The organism is Gemmatimonas aurantiaca T-27 (assembly GCF_000010305.1).
Lineage (GTDB): Bacteria > Gemmatimonadota > Gemmatimonadetes > Gemmatimonadales > Gemmatimonadaceae > Gemmatimonas > Gemmatimonas aurantiaca.
Window position 1 is genome coordinate 420,193 of the sequence record NC_012489.1, and the last position, 14,723, is coordinate 434,915.

Annotated in this window: 13 protein-coding genes; 8 read left to right on the forward strand and 5 right to left on the reverse strand. The window is 64.5% G+C overall.

Annotated elements, in window-relative coordinates:
• Window positions 1–123: 123 nt before the first annotated feature.
• The gene (locus GAU_RS01900) at window positions 124–1,533 is read left to right on the forward strand and encodes a carboxypeptidase regulatory-like domain-containing protein (protein WP_012681861.1); all 1,410 of its coding nucleotides are present in this window, start codon (window positions 124–126) and stop codon (window positions 1,531–1,533) included.
• Window positions 1,534–1,543: 10 nt separating this feature from the next.
• Here GAU_RS01900 and GAU_RS01905 read toward each other — a convergent pair whose 3' ends face one another.
• The 4 genes from GAU_RS01905 to GAU_RS01920 are packed head-to-tail and all read right to left on the reverse strand — an operon-like array spanning window position 1,544 to window position 4,891.
• The gene (locus GAU_RS01905) at window positions 1,544–2,623 is read right to left on the reverse strand and encodes a dihydrodipicolinate synthase family protein (protein WP_041265164.1); all 1,080 of its coding nucleotides are present in this window, start codon (window positions 2,621–2,623) and stop codon (window positions 1,544–1,546) included.
• Entirely contained in the window at window positions 2,610–3,632 is a 1,023-nt protein-coding gene (locus GAU_RS01910) for an NAD-dependent epimerase/dehydratase family protein (protein WP_012681863.1), read from the reverse strand. Before GAU_RS01910 ends, GAU_RS01905 begins: the two co-directional genes overlap by 14 nt.
• 10 nt (window positions 3,633–3,642) lie before the next feature.
• A complete protein-coding gene (locus GAU_RS01915; protein WP_012681864.1) occupies window positions 3,643–4,413 on the reverse strand; it encodes a lysophospholipid acyltransferase family protein in 771 nt (256 codons plus the stop codon).
• Between the two features lie 13 nt (window positions 4,414–4,426).
• Window positions 4,427–4,891, reverse strand: a complete 465-nt coding sequence (locus GAU_RS01920; RefSeq protein WP_012681865.1) for a SufE family protein — start codon at window positions 4,889–4,891, stop codon at window positions 4,427–4,429.
• Between the two features lie 142 nt (window positions 4,892–5,033).
• Between GAU_RS01920 and GAU_RS01925 the strand changes: the two genes are divergently transcribed.
• From GAU_RS01925 to GAU_RS01935, 3 genes are read left to right on the forward strand one after another with little or no spacing between them, the layout of a single operon-like run.
• Window positions 5,034–5,990: an HlyD family secretion protein gene (locus GAU_RS01925; protein WP_041265165.1), complete on the forward strand. Its 957-nt coding sequence runs from the start codon at window positions 5,034–5,036 to the stop codon at window positions 5,988–5,990.
• On the forward strand, window positions 5,977–6,741 hold the full coding sequence (locus tag GAU_RS01930) for an ABC transporter ATP-binding protein (protein WP_012681867.1): 765 nt from the start codon (window positions 5,977–5,979) through the stop codon (window positions 6,739–6,741). The genes GAU_RS01925 and GAU_RS01930 overlap by 14 nt, the downstream gene beginning before the upstream one ends.
• Window positions 6,738–7,877 (forward strand): ABC transporter permease, encoded by a 1,140-nt coding sequence (locus GAU_RS01935; RefSeq protein ID WP_197526031.1) that lies wholly within the window; start codon window positions 6,738–6,740, stop codon window positions 7,875–7,877. Before GAU_RS01930 ends, GAU_RS01935 begins: the two co-directional genes overlap by 4 nt.
• Window positions 7,878–7,883: 6 nt before the next feature.
• Here GAU_RS01935 and GAU_RS01940 read toward each other — a convergent pair whose 3' ends face one another.
• The gene (locus GAU_RS01940) at window positions 7,884–8,867 is read right to left on the reverse strand and encodes an aldo/keto reductase (protein WP_012681869.1); all 984 of its coding nucleotides are present in this window, start codon (window positions 8,865–8,867) and stop codon (window positions 7,884–7,886) included.
• 133 nt (window positions 8,868–9,000) lie between these two features.
• Here GAU_RS01940 and msrP point away from each other — a divergent pair, with 133 nt between their 5' ends.
• The 4 genes from msrP (at window position 9,001) to GAU_RS01960 (ending at window position 14,687) form a co-directional block, all read left to right on the forward strand.
• Window positions 9,001–9,906, forward strand: a complete 906-nt coding sequence (gene msrP / locus GAU_RS01945) for a protein-methionine-sulfoxide reductase catalytic subunit MsrP (protein ID WP_012681870.1) — start codon at window positions 9,001–9,003, stop codon at window positions 9,904–9,906.
• A 7-nt stretch (window positions 9,907–9,913) separates the two neighbouring features.
• Window positions 9,914–10,573 (forward strand): sulfite oxidase heme-binding subunit YedZ, encoded by a 660-nt coding sequence (locus GAU_RS01950; RefSeq protein ID WP_012681871.1) that lies wholly within the window; start codon window positions 9,914–9,916, stop codon window positions 10,571–10,573.
• 222 nt (window positions 10,574–10,795) lie between these two features.
• Window positions 10,796–13,486, forward strand: a complete 2,691-nt coding sequence (locus GAU_RS20205) for a putative bifunctional diguanylate cyclase/phosphodiesterase (RefSeq protein ID WP_156798860.1) — start codon at window positions 10,796–10,798, stop codon at window positions 13,484–13,486.
• Window positions 13,467–14,687, forward strand: coding sequence for a THUMP domain-containing class I SAM-dependent RNA methyltransferase (locus tag GAU_RS01960; RefSeq protein WP_012681873.1), 1,221 nt, complete (start codon window positions 13,467–13,469; stop codon window positions 14,685–14,687). The genes GAU_RS20205 and GAU_RS01960 overlap by 20 nt, the downstream gene beginning before the upstream one ends.
• Window positions 14,688–14,723 lie beyond the last annotated feature (36 nt).

A 14,723-nucleotide genomic window follows, 5' to 3' on the forward strand; every position in this document is an offset into this window, starting at 1 on the left:
GCACGGGCAGACGATGGTCTCTATCGTTCAGAGAGAGTGGGTGAATCCCAATAGCATGACCAGCGTCAATTGAGGTGGATCATGGCATGTTGTCTGCCGTTCGCGTACCCGCGAGTTCGCAGGATGCTGATTCCCGCATTCGCGGTGTGTGTTGCCATCCTCGGTGCACCCTCTGCGGCCATTGCACAGGCGCACATCCAGGGCATTGTGCTGGATTCGTTACGAACGCGCGCGCCGCTGGTCGGTGCCACCGTGGTGATCGTCGAGCAGAATCGCTACACGACGAGTGATTCACTGGGACGCTTTCGATTTGACGGTGTGCCGCTTGGGCGCGCCACGCTGGGCGTGTTGCACCCGTTGCTCGATTCGCTCGATTTGCAGTTGCCGCCCACGGCCGTCGACGTTGTGGCCTCGGGCGCCGTGGCCACGGTGACGATCCCACCGGCCGTGCGCATGTATGCGCAACTGTGCGCCGATGGACGCGACAACGATGGCGGGGTCATAGTTGGGCGGGTGCGTGATATCGACGATGGCACGCCGATCGTCGGGGCGGCCGTGGCCACCGAGTGGTTGGAGTACACGGTGGGGTCGAACGGCTCAACGCCGAAGGGCGTCGCGATGGCGGCACGCTCCGACGCCAAGGGCATGTTTGTATTGTGCAATGTACCGACGCAGGTGCCTCTGTCGGTGCGGGTACGGCACAATGGCGTGGTGGCCGGGCCGTCGCGTGTCGTGCTCGACGATCGTTTGCTGGGGCGGACCGAGTTGGGGATGAGCCTGCGAGACACGGCGGCGCGTCATGTGAGTGTGGTGGATTCCATCATATCGCGCGACAACGTCCGTGGTACGGCGATGCTGCGTGGTCGCATTCTTCGGGCGGACCGTTCGCCGGCTGCGTTCGCGGCTGTCGGTGTCATAGGCACGGGTCGGGTGACCCGCGCGGACAGTAGCGGCCTATTCAGCCTGGAAGGCATCGCCGCAGGTACTCGAACCATCGATATCCGTTCGGTCGGATCTTTGCCGACGCTGCAGAGTCTGGAGTTTGCCACCGGCGCTGTGCTGGATACCAGCTTCGTGCTCGCGCCATTGCCGCAGATACTGCCGACGTTGAAGACATCCGAGCGATACCGTGCCAGTTTCGAACAGGCAGGATTCTATGATCGGCGGCGGATGGGACTTGGTGCCTTCGTGACGGAAAGCGATATCCGTCGGCATGGCGCCGTGGATCTGACGAACGCTCTCATTGGAGTCCGGGGCATCCGGGTGGATGGAGGCGTAGTCCGTGGAATGCCGTACATGCGCGGCTTTGGCCAGTCGACCTGTATTCCGGTGTTCTTTGTCGACGGTCTGCGGTTCCTGGTGGATGGCCCGTGGCCGGGGCCTGGTGTCGTCTACCCATACAGTGATCTGCTCGGTGTCATACCCGGATCACAGATCAAAGGCATTGAAGTGTACGCCAGCGCCGGCAGTATTCCGCCGCAGTATCACGTGCCTGCCGAGGGATGCGGGTCCATCGTGATCTGGACCCGTTGATACGCTTGGGTCAGCGAAAGAACGCGTCCCGGTGCAGGTCGATGAAAGCATCATCGACAAGCTCCGGGTGCAGGGTCTGCAGCCGTGTCAGAAGGTCCGCCTGACCCGACGAGAGTTGCTCGTGCGTGTCGAAGGTCCAGGTGCCACGCACCAACCCCTGTCGGCGGAGCACCTCGAGAATACCTGGCAGGCAGCCACGATACCCGTTGGCGGCATCGAAGATCACGGCATTGGCCATTGTGAGCGCCGCTCCACGTGTCAGCCACGCATTCGGTAGCGAGGTGGCACCGCTGGCGCGCCAGGCCTGAATCTCGCGCAGCATTTCCACGGCACGCGAGGTCCACACGGCCCACTGCCCGAGCAGTCCGCCGACAAAGTGCCGAGTATACGCACGGCCTCCACTGGTGACCGGCACATCGGTCACCAGATCGGGCACGATGGCATCGTCGTTGCCGGTGTACAGCGCGATGTCGTCGCGTCCGGCGTCGGCCAGTGCACGCACCACGTCCAAAGTGGCATACCGATCGAACGGCGCCACCTTGATGGCCACTACGTTTGCGATTTCCGCGAACTCCCGCCAGAACGTGTAACTCAGTCGACGACCACCAACGGCCGGCTGGAGATAGAACCCGAACAGCGGAATGGCCTCCGCGACGCGACGGCAGTGCGCAATGATCTCGGCGTCGGTGTGCTCACGCCATGCACCCAATGACAACAGCCCGCAGTGATAGCCGAGAGACAACGCCATCTGGGCTTCGCGCAACGCCTGGGCCGTATCGCCGATGAGCCCTGCGACACGCACGAAAGGACGTGGATCATTGGTCAGTGCCGTCGCCGCCGTTTCTGCGGCCAACTCGAGCACCGGACGATACAGGCCGATCTTGGCATCGTGGATCGGAAAGCCGGTAGTGTGCACGCCAACGGCCATGCCGCCCGCACCGGCGGCCACGTAGTAGCGCGTCAACGCCCGCTGATGTCGCTCGTCCAACGTGCGCGAGGGCGTGAGCGCCAACGGATGGGCGGGGATCACCTGCCCCTGCTGCAAGTGCCGCCGCACGTTGAACACCGCGGTGCTGTCAGAAACGCCCATCACGCACCTCGAATTTGGTGGGCTTGGCCAGCAGGCGACCCCCATCGCGGATCCAGCGTACCGCCCATGCGCAGAGTGTCTCCAGCGGCAAGGCCTGGTGTGGCAATCGTTGCGTCAGTGCGGTCACATCCCCGATCAGCGCCTCGGTACCCTCTGCGCCACTGAAGGTCACGGGCACCTCAGCGTGGCGCGCCACACACTCGGCGATCGTCCGCACGCTGACCGTCGGGCCGGTGACATTGAGCGGCTGTTGATGGGCGTCGACCGAGGCTTCGCCAAGCGCGCGCAGCGCCAGGCGATTGGCGTCGCCCTGCCAGATGACGTTCACGTACCCGGTGTCCAGCGCCACCGGTTCGCCGTTCAGTACCTTGCGCGCCACTTCCGTGACCACACCGTAGCGCAGGTCGTTCGCATAGAACAGGCGATACAGCAACAAGGGCGAGCCCGTACGATGTGTCACGCTCTGAAACACCCGTTCGCGGCCGATGCACGAGGCGGCATACTCGCCGTCGGGGCGCAATACATCGGTTTCACGCGAACCATCGCTTGGCAGCACCACGCGCCCGTACACATTGCCCGTGCTGAAACACACGATGCGTGATCCGGCGTAGCGCTCGGCGACATGGACGGACGCCACCACATTCTGCGTCCAGGTGCCCACGGGGTCCCCTGATGTGCCGAACTTCTGTCCGGCCAGCCACAGCACGTTTGGTGCGTGGGGCAGCGCGGCGACCGCGTGCGGGTCGGCGAGATCCGCCCGAATCACCTGCACACCCAGCGCTTCCAGAGCAGTCGCCGCGGTGGCATCGCTGAATCGCGACACCGCGATCACACGTCGTGACGTGCCGTCGAGTGCGCGCCGTGCCATGCGTACCAGCGAGGGGCCCATCTTGCCACCCGCGCCCAACACCAGCACATCGCCATCGAGCGACGTCAGCGCACTGACGGTGGCATCATCGGGTTCGGAGAGCCGTGCCTCCAGCTCCGCTTCGGTGCGCGGCGCGTTCATGGCGGAGGGCTCAGGTCTCCGCGCTGTCGGTGGCGCACTTGGGCAGGCCCAGTTCGGCCGAAAGCCTACGACGCCCCGCATCGATACGTTCGCGGGTCATCTGCTTGAGCGTGCCGATATCGGCCATCGTCATGCCCTTGGTCTCGATGGGCTCCAGCATCTCGGCCAACGCCCGCGAGCGCAGGAAACGAAACGTGCCCTTGGCCATGGCGTTGCGTGTCCCGGCCACGGCGATGGGCAGGATCGGCGCGCCACTCTCGATCGCCAACCGGAAGGCGCCGTCTTTGAACGGCAGCATTTCCGATGTGCGTGAGCGGGTGCCCTCGGGGAAGATCATCACGCTCACGCGCTTTGCGAGGCGGTCCCGACACTGCGCGATGGCATCGAGCGTCGAGTCGCGATTGCCACGCACCAGCTTCACATCGCCGGCCATCTGCATCATCCAACCCATGCAGGGGATCTTGAACATCGTATCCTTGCTCAGCCACTTCATTTCCCACGGAAAGCAGCTGATGAGGAAGACGTCGGCATAGGACTCATGATTGGCGACCACGACATACGGACGTCGTGGGTCGGCCAGTCGTCCGCGGGTGTGGAAGCTCCAGAGGCCATTGATGCGGGTGGCGCAGACGGCCACGAGTCGGAATGCCCGTCCCGCCGCATACCGTCCCTTGTCGAAAGGCGCGGTGAAGGCGTACACGATGGCCACGATTGGTGTGCCGATAAGCACACACACCACGGTTTCCACCCACGCCCACCAATTCAGCACCGTACCGATCATATCAGGGAGTTCATCAAGGAGAGGGGGGCGATACAGCGGCAGGAGTTGGATCGGTGGCAAAGCGTTTGAGACGCGCCACCATGGCAGCCAGTCCCGCCTCCCGCGCGCCGAGTCCGATATCGGTCATGAGCAGCCGCACATAGTCCGACGGCAACGCCAGCGTCACCGACGGCGGCTGATCATTCACCGCCGCAAAGGTGATGGCTAGTACCGCCGCCACCGTGGGGGACTGGCGCGCGTTCACGTCGGCGTAGAAGTGCATCGTGCCGTCGGCCTGCCGTTCGGGAAAAATGTCCACCCGCGTCTGGCACTCCGGCACGGTGAACGCCGCGCGATCGAGCGTGGCGAAGCGCTCCGGCAGCGGCTCCAGCTTCTTCGACCAAGCCAGCAGCGCCTGCATCTTGTCTTCGCGGCCGAGCAGCCGGAATTGGCGCAGCGTCCTGGCAAGTGTGGGCGGGAGATCGGACGGGTCGGACATGGGGTGCAACCTAACGTCACCCGCAAATGTGGGTCGAAAGTCGGTCGATGCCGCTGGCAACGGATCCCCTGCGGGGTTGCCATCACTCGGGGGGCCTGACATGCTAGGGCCCATGGAGCACTCTCGCGCTTTTCGCCGTTCGATGACCGCCGTGCTGCTGGGCGTCAGTGCCAGCGCCTGCCGCTCCGCCACTTCGACCTCCACCGCTGTTGGGACCCTCGAGATGATCGAGGTCGATGTCGGACCGCTGCAGCCGGCGCGCGCGGTGCGTGTGCTGGTCAATGAAGGTGATGTGGTACGGGTCGGTGACACGCTGGCGGTGTTCTCCACCCCCACGCTGGCTGCCTCCACCGCACAGGCCGAGGCACGTGCCGACGCGGCAGGGCAGAATGCCCGTGACATTGCCCGCGGTGCCCGGCCGGAGGAGATCGCACGGGCGGAAGCAGAGTTGCGGGCTGCCGATGCCGATGCGGAGCGCACGGCCGCCGATCTGGCGCGTCTCGAACCACTGGCGGCCAGCAGTAATGTGAGTCGTGCCACCCTCGACGCGGCCCGTGCGGGAGCTCGGATGGCGGCGGCGCGACGGGACGCGGCCCGCGATGTGTTGGCGTTGCTGCGCGCCGGAGCCCGACGTGAGCAGCGTGAGGTTGCGGCCGCCGAGGCCCGCAGCGCCCAGGCCGCCGTGCAGGGAGCACGGGCATCGGCCAGTGATCTGGTGCTGCTTTCCACCGTCGACGGCGTGGTCTCCAGTCGGAACGTGGAACCGGGCGAGGTGCTCCAGGCCGGCCAGAGTGCCATCACGGTGGGGCAGCCGTCACGTCCCTGGGCTCGAATCTACGTGTCGCAATTTGTGCTGCCGCATCTCAAGCCCGGTGATTCGCTGACGGCCCGCCTCGACGGTGACACCACGCGCTACCGTGGTCGTATCGCGGCCATTGCCACCAAAGCAGAATTCACACCACGCGTGGCGCTCACCGAGCAGGAACGCGCCGACCTGCTGTTTGGTGTGAAGGTGGAATTTGCCGATCCCACGGCACGCTTGCGCGCGGGGCTGCCCGTCACCGTGCAACTCCCCACGGCACCGCGTGACCAGCCCTGATCGTTCCGCGGCGGTGGTGCGTACACAGGCGCTCCACAAGCGCTTCGGAACACTCGTCGCCGTTGCCGGTCTCGATCTCGAAATTGCCCGCGGAGAAGTGTTTGGACTCCTGGGTCCCAATGGTTCGGGCAAGACCACGACCATCCGCATGTTGTGCGGTCTGGTGTTGCCCACCAGCGGCACCGCGCAGGTGGCCGGGTTCGATATCACCACTGACGCCGAGTCGGTGCGCCGTCGTATCGGATACATGTCGCAGCGCTATGGTCTGTACGATGAACTCACGGTGTTCGAGAATCTGCGGTTCTACGCGTCGGTGTATGGACTCGTGGGTCGCGCACGCGAGCGTCGACTGGAACAGCACATCGAAGCGCTTGGACTCGGCGGACGTCTCACGCAGCGCGCCGGCACGCTGAGTGGCGGATGGAAACAACGCCTCGCCCTTGCCTGTGCCACGGCGCACGAACCGGATCTCGTGTTTCTCGATGAACCCACCGCCGGTGTCGATCCCGCAGCGCGGCGCACGTTCTGGGAGATCATCTACACCCTCGCCCGCGGCGGAACCACGGTACTGGTCACCACGCACTACATGGACGAAGCCGAACGCTGTCAGCGGCTCGCCTTTCTGTCGCGCGGTCATCTGATCGGTGTTGGGACACCCGCGCAGATCACCGAACAGTTTCACGCCAAGACGGTCGAAGATGTGTTCGTCATGCTGCAACAGCGTGACGAACAGCAAGGTGTGGCGGGATGATGGTGGCGCGCCTGTTCGATCGCATCCGACACTGGACCGTGTGGCCCATGCTGTGGAAGGAATTTCTGCAGCTCCGGCGCGACCGGCTCACGTTTGCCATGATGACCGGACTACCCGCCGTGCAGTTGTTGCTCTTCGGGTATGCCATCCAGACCGATGTGCGCAAACTGCCCACGGTGGTCGTGGACGAATCCCGTTCCAGCGAGAGTCGTCAGTTGGTGCAGGTGCTCGCCAATACCGACAATTTCCGCATCATCACCAGCGTACCTGATCGCCACGTGGCCAGGCGTTGGATCGAGCGTGGCGACGCGCGGGTGGCGCTGGTCATTCCGCCGGACTACCAGCGCAATCTGCGCAGCGGGAAGACGGGGGTCGCGCAGTTGCTCATCGACGCCGCCGATCCACAGTCATCGGGTGCGGCGATCTCCGGTGCGCAACTCGCTGCCCAGGCACGGGGCGCCCAGCTTCTGGCGACGCGCTACCAGTTGCAGCCGCCTGTCGAGATCCGCGTGCGTCCCTGGTACAATCCCGCGCAGAAGAGTGCGGTGTTCATCGTGCCGGGCATCGTGGGAGTGTTACTCACCATCACCATGACTCTCATCACCAGCACCGCCATCGTGCGGGAGCGCGAACGCGGCACGCTCGAGCAGCTCATCGTCACGCCCATCGGCAAGTCGAGCCTGATGCTGGGGAAGTTGATCCCGTTCATGCTGGTGGGCTATGTGCAGATGACGGTGGTGCTGTCGCTGGGGGTGTGGTTTTTCGACATCCCCATCCAGGGCAGCCTGCCACTGCTGTATCTGCTCTCCCTGGTGTTCATCGTGGCCAGTCTCGGCGTGGGGCTGCTCATCTCCACGGTGGCCCGCAGTCAGGTGCAGGCCATGCAGCTCAGTTTCTTCTTCTTGCTGCCCAACATCCTGCTGTCGGGATACATCTTTCCCCGCGCCGCGATGCCCGAGCCGGCACAGTGGCTCGGGCTGTTGCTGCCGCTCACCTACTTTCTGGACATCCTGCGCGGGGTGCTGCTCAAGGGCATCGGCGTGGGTGACCTGCTTCGCCAATTGGGCGCGCTGTCCCTGTTGGCATTCGTGCTCTTTACCGTGAGCGTGAGACGGTTCTCCAAGACGCTCGACTGACGGCGCTCAGTCGTGTCCGCGAACGGGCTGCGCCCGATACGGCGCTTCGAGTTGCGCGATCTCGTCGGCGGTAAGATCCACGTTGACGGCGGCAATGGCATCGTCGAGCTGTGCCAGCTTGGAGGCCCCGACGATCGGCGCCGTCACGGTCGGCTTGGAGAGCAGCCAGGCCAGTGCCACCTGCGCCATCGGAATGTCGCGGGCTTCGGCCACGCGGCGCACGGCGTCCACCACCGACCAACTCACCGTATCGTCATACAGCGTATGGCCATAGGTATCGGTGGCCGCTCGCGTGGACGCGCTGCGATCACTCACGCTGGCACGGGATCCGGCCAGCAGACCGCGCGCCAGCGGCGACCAGGGCATCACACCGATGCCTTCCGCGGCACACAGGGGCAGCATTTCCCGCTCCTCTTCGCGGTAGAGCAGGTTGTAGTGGTTCTGCATGCTCACAAAACGCGCCCAGCCACGCCGTTCGCTCGCGCTGAGCGCGCGAGCAAACTGCCACGCCCACCCAGAGCTGGCGCCGATGTAGCGCACTTTGCCTGACTGGACCAAGTGCTCCAGCGCCCCCAGCGTCTCGTCGATGGGTGTGTGGGGGTCGAAGCGATGGATCTGGTACAGATCGATCGTATCGATGCCGAGCCGTCGGAGACTGGCTTCGCACCCCTGCACGATGTGCTTGCGCGAGAGTCCGCGCATGTTGGGGCCGTCCGACATCGGGTAGTTCACCTTGGTCGCGATGACCAGTTCGTCCAGTCGGCCAAATTCCCGTAGCGCGCGCCCCGTCACTTCCTCACTCACGCCCAGGGAATACATGTCGGCCGTGTCGAAGAAGTTGACGCCCTGTTCGATCGCCCGTTGGAAGAACGGGCGGGAATCGGCCTCCGACAGCACCCACGGCCGCCAGTTTGGGGTACCGAAGGTCATGCAGCCGAGGCAGATCCGGGAGACGGTGAGTCCCGTAGTACCAAGCGTGGTATAGCGCATCGGGTCTGTGCAGTGAGGGAGCGACCCTGATCAGAAACCGAAGGGTCGGTGTACCGGCGATTCGAACGGGAACCGAATGCTGTGCGTCCTGATAAAATGTAGGTACCTGTCCGATTCCTTCACCTGACCGGCCATGCTCATTCGCAAGCCCGACGACATCGCCTCCTCGGAGATCACCCCCGAGGGGTTCTACCAGAACCGGCGTGCCTTCATGGGGACGGTCGGAGCTATCGCCCTTGGCAGCGCCGTGTTGCCAGGTGTGGCCCGTGCTGGCGCCATGCAGGACGATAAGGTCACGCCTGAAGAAGACGCGACGAGCTACAACAACTTCTACGAGTTCGGTACCGGCAAGGAAGATCCGAAGGAGCAGGCCAAGGATTTCCAGCCGATGCCATGGTCGGTGAACGTGGAGGGCATGGTGAAGACGCCGCGTCCCTACACCTTCGACGAATTGCTCGGCAAGCTGCCGGTGCAGGATCGGGTGTACCGTATGCGCTGCGTCGAAGCCTGGTCCATGGTGATCCCATGGCAGGGCGTGCAGCTCAAGGATGTCATCACCCGGCTGCAACCGTTGCCGAGCGCCAAGTTCATCGAGTTCACGACGCTGCTCGATCCCAAGCGCATGCCCGGGCAGCGCCGCGCGGTGCTGCCGTGGCCGTACAAGGAGGCGCTGCGCATGGACGAGGCGAACAACTCGCTCACCCTGTTGGCCACGGGCATGTACGGCAAGGCACTGCCCAATCAGAACGGCGCGCCGCTCCGTCTCGTGACGCCGTGGAAGTACGGCTTCAAGGGCATCAAGAGCATCGTGAAGATCCGTTTCACCGACAAGATGCCCAATACCACCTGGAACGACGCGAATCCCAGCGAATACGGTTTCTACGCCAACGTGAATCCGACCGTGGATCACCCGCGGTGGAGCCAGGGGAAGGAGCGCCGTATCGGTGAGTTCCTGCGTCGCAATACGCTGATGTTCAACGGCTACGCCGACCAGGTCGCGTCGATGTACTCCGGCATGGATCTGCGGAAGAACTACTGAGTCCCTGGTGAAATCCCGTTTTCCTGCGCTGGAGGCGCCGGTCCGCCGTTGGGTGCGACCGGCGCTCTGGCTTCTGGTCGTGTTGCCGGTACCGATGCTGGTGGCGCAGCTACTGCTCAACCAGCTCGGTGCCGATCCGATCGATAAACTCGAACGGCTCTCAGGGCTGTGGGCCCTGCGGTTTCTGGCGGCGTCGCTGGCGGTCACCCCGCTCATGCGCCTGACCGGGTGGGGATGGCTGGTGGCTCAGCGCCGATTCCTCGGCCTTGCCGCCTTCTTCTGGGCGCTCGGGCACCTGTCCGTGTATACGGTGCTCGACTGGTTCTTCGATTGGGCCGAGATCGGAAAGGACATCGTCAAGCATTTGTACATCACGTTGGGGATGCTGGCCTTCGTGTTGATGATCCCGCTGGCCCTGACGTCCACCAAGGCTTCCATCCGGCGTTTGGGCGGCGTCCGATGGAATCGTTTGCATGCGTTGGTTTATGTCTCCGCGATTGCCGCGTGCTTTCATTTCGTGTGGGCAGTCAAGAAGGACATAACCCAGCCGATCTTCTATGGCACGGTGGTCGCTGTCCTCCTGGCATTCCGGGTGGTCTGGCGAATCGACCGGCGCTCGTCATCCCGATCCGTGTCCGGCGACACACAATCCAAGCCGGTGGGGTGACGGTCGTGCCCGGTGGTCGTCCTGCTCTGGGACCAACCGCCCTACTTCACCGTCGCTCTGCCCATGTCACCAGTGTCCGACGCGCCGTCGCGTCGAGCCGAGACTCGATCTCGGTCTGATCGCCCTACGCCGGTCCGCGGCTTTTCGGCCGTACCTGCCGGGGCGCCAAATGCACGTTGGGAACACTACCTCATCGGATCCGCGGCCGTCTACGTCGCCATCGTGACGGTGTGGCTGGTGTCGCTCCATGGGCGTTCCATCGATTTCTTCGGCGTCATTGGTGTACTGCGACTCCTGTCGCCGTTCCCGGTCGCCGGCGTGGCACTGTATTTCGCGTGGCGCGCATCGCGTGAACTGTCACTGGATCTGGGCAGCCGGAAGTTTTGGCGGCTGCTGATCACTGTGTTGGTGCTGGTGATGGTCACGCCCTGGCTGCGCTTCATGCCCATCCTCCCGGTGGCGTGGCTGGATACCACGGTGCGTCTGAGTCTGACGCTGAGCGGGCCGCTCCTGATGCTGGTCGCCCTGCTGCAGCTTCCCAGTGCTCCGCACAGCGACACCGACAAGTCGAAATTGTGGCTCGACATCGCGACGGTGGTCGTCGGTGGCTTGCTGGTGGCGTGGTACAACCTCAGTACGGCACGACTGGCCGATGGGCCGCTCGTGCAGATCGCGTTTCAGCTCCTGCACGTGTTGTCGGTGCTGGATCTGGTGTTGGTGCTGGTGGCTTCGATCCTGTGGCGACGCACGGCGCTGATCCCCCGGGCCAACATTCTCGTGCTCATTGGTGGCGCACTGCTCGTGCGTTTCCTCGGCCACGTCGCGTCGATCAGTGAAATGCATGGTGGCGAAGGACTGCCCGATCTCGGTTTTGTGGTGCGGCCCGCGGCCTGTTTCCTGATGGCGGCCGCAGGCTGGTTGAGCAGTGCCACCGTGATGCGGCGCGATGTACGCCCGTCGCGCGACCGGGATGGACCTTCGGTCAGCATTCTGCCATATGCCGCCGTGGTGCCGGGGTTTGCGCTGCTCCTGCGCATGGCGTTCGAGGAGCGGCATCAGCCGCTGCTTGGCCTGGTGCTGGGGGCGGCCGCACTGACCGCCATCGCCTTCGTGCGGCAGTTCGCCGCGTCTCGTGAGGCCGTGAGCACACTGGCCGAAGCCAGCGCGCGCGACAGTGAAGCCCGGTTCCGCTCGCTGGTACAGCATTCCAGCGATGTCATCATGATTGTGGACCCGGATGGCACGCTGCGTTTTGCCAGCCCGTCCATGTCCACGGTGTTCGGTCATGAACCGTCACGGATCGTGGGCACCAATCTGTTGTCCCTGTTGCACGTGGAAGATCAGCAGCACGCCGTGCAGTTCCTCGAAGAACTGGCGCGATCCGGTGCCCGCACGGGTGCGGGTTCGCCGGGTGTGCTCAAGCGGGAGTGGCGTCTGGCGCACTCCGACGGTAGCTGGATGACCGTCGACAATGTGGGCACCAACCTGTTGCGGGAGCCTGTGGTGCGCGGCCTCGTGCTCAACTCGCGTGATGTCACCGAGCAGAGCATGATCAAGCAGCAGTACATCCACCAGGCGTTCCATGATCCTCTCACGGATCTCGCCAACCGGTCGCTGTTCCTGTACCAGGTGGGCCATGCGCTGGCACGCGGTGCTCGCCAGCACTCGCCGGTGACGGTGCTCTTCCTCGATCTCGACAACTTCAAGACGGTCAACGATTCGCTCGGCCATGCCGCCGGTGATCGCCTGCTCGTGGACGCCGCGCGCCGTCTGGCGTCGTGTGTGCGCTCGAGTGACCTGATCGCCCGTTTGGGTGGCGACGAGTTCGCCGTGCTGGTGGAAGACGCGCAGTCGGTGGAAGAGGTGTTGGTGGTGGCTTCCCGCATCGGGACGGCCCTGTCGCGGCCATTCATGCTGAGCGGCAAGGAAGTGTTCGTGAGCGCCAGCGTCGGCATCGCGCGTTCGTCACGCGGTGAATCGTCCGATGAGCTGGTGCGCAACGCGGACGTCGCGATGTACGTGGCCAAAACCCGCGGCAAGGGACAGCACGTCCTGTTCGAACAGGAAATGCATGACGCGGCGCTGGAACGGCTGGTGGTGGAGGCCGATCTCCGCCGTGCCATCGAACGGGAAGAGTTTTTCCTGGAGTTCCAGCCCATCGTGGAACTCGATACGGGCAACATCATCGGCGCCGAAGCGCTGGTGCGGTGGTTGTGCCGCGAGCGGGGCACGGTGCCGCCGGGCGTATTCATTCCGATCGCCGAGGTGACGGGGCTCATCGTGCCGATCGGCAAATGGGTCTTGCGCAGGGCCTGCCGTGAGGCGCAGCGGTGGACCCGCGAGCGTGGAATTGCGGCGCGGATCACGGTGAATCTGTCGGGTCGACAACTGCAGGATGCCGGGATCGTGGACGATGTCCGTCAGGCCCTGGAAGAGACGGGACTCGATCCGACGCAACTCGTGCTCGAGATCACCGAGAGCATGTTGATGCAAAACACCGATGTCTCCATGGCGCGTCTGACGGCGCTCAAGGAACTGGGCGTGTCATTGGCCATCGACGACTTCGGTACCGGTTATTCTTCCCTGAGTTATCTGCAGCGCTATCCGATCGACATCCTGAAGATCGACAAAGCGTTCGTGGACGTCATCGACAAGGGGGGCGAAGGACCGGTACTGGCCAGCGCGATCGTGGCGCTCGGGGATACGCTGCGGATGAACACCGTGGCGGAGGGGATCGAGACGGAGGCCCAGCGTGGGCATCTGCTCACCCTGGGATGTGAGCTGGGGCAGGGGTTCCTGTTCTCGCCGCCTCTCGATGAGGAGGAGTTCTGGCATCTCCTGCTCGCCCGTGGCTCACGCGTGCCGTTTGTCAGTCGCCGGCTTCGCGACAACGGTGAACAACAGGCAGCCTGATCGTCATCGCCGCACCACCATTTCGCAGCCACCGCTCGACGCGTTCCTGATTGCCGCACCGGGATTGGCGCCGTTGATTGCGGCCGAATGCACCACGCTGGGCATCACGCCGGTGGAGGTGACGGCGGCCGGTGTGGCGGTGCAGGTCACGCCCCGCGAGCTGTTCACGATCAATTGCTGGTCGCGGCTGGCCAGCCGGGTGATTGTGCGGCTCGCGCACTTCGATGCCCGGGATTTTGCGACGCTCGAAAAGCAGGCCGCCCGGGTGCCATGGACGCGGGTGATCTCGCCTGCAGTGCCGGTGCAGTTGCGGGTGACGTGCCGGAAGTCTCGGCTCTATCACTCGGACGCGGTGGCCGAGCGCGTGGCGCGTGGCATCGTGAATGCGGTGCCCAATGCGCAGATCCTCGGAGCTGCGGCAAAGGACGAGGACGATGAGTTGTCCGAAACGTTGGCACCGGATGCGCCAACGCAGCTCATCGTCGTGCGCTTCGAACGCGATCACTGCGTGATCAGTGCCGACAGTTCGGGCACGTTGCTGCACCGTCGCGGTTGGCGGCAGGCCATCGCCAAGGCGCCGCTCCGGGAGACACTGGCCGCGGTCATGCTGGCGGCGATGCCCTGGGACGGCGAAATCCCGCTGGTCGATCCGTTTGCGGGCTCCGGCACGATCGGTATCGAAGCGGCGTTGCGTGTGCGTCGCATCGCGCCGGGGCTGACCCGCTCTTTCGCCATGGAGCACTGGCCCGACGCCGATGCGAGCATGCACGCCGGTGTCCGGGAGAGCGCGCAGCAGCAGGTGCGTCCGAGCATCGGGGTGCCCATCGTGCTGCGCGACCGTGACGCCGGGGCGATCGTGGCAGCGCGCGCCAATGCGGAACGCGCTGGTGTGCTGGCCGATGTCACCATCGAGCAGGGAGCACTCTCGGAAACGGAACTCGCGCAATACGGCGCTCGAGGTCTGCTGCTCACCAACCCGCCCTACGGACACCGTATCGGTGACGGGGCCGATCTGCGCGGACTCTACGCGCGACTCGGCGACGTGTTGCGCGTCGGCGGACGCGGGTGGCGTCTCGCCATGCTGATGCCCAACGATCGTGCGCTGCTCGGTCAGTTGCGATTGTCGGTGTCGCCGCTGTTGCGCACGAGCAATGGTGGATTGCCCGTCGCATTGCTGGCAACGGCGCCTTCGAAAGGGTAGGCGGTACAGCGGGGGGAACACTGATGACACAAAAAC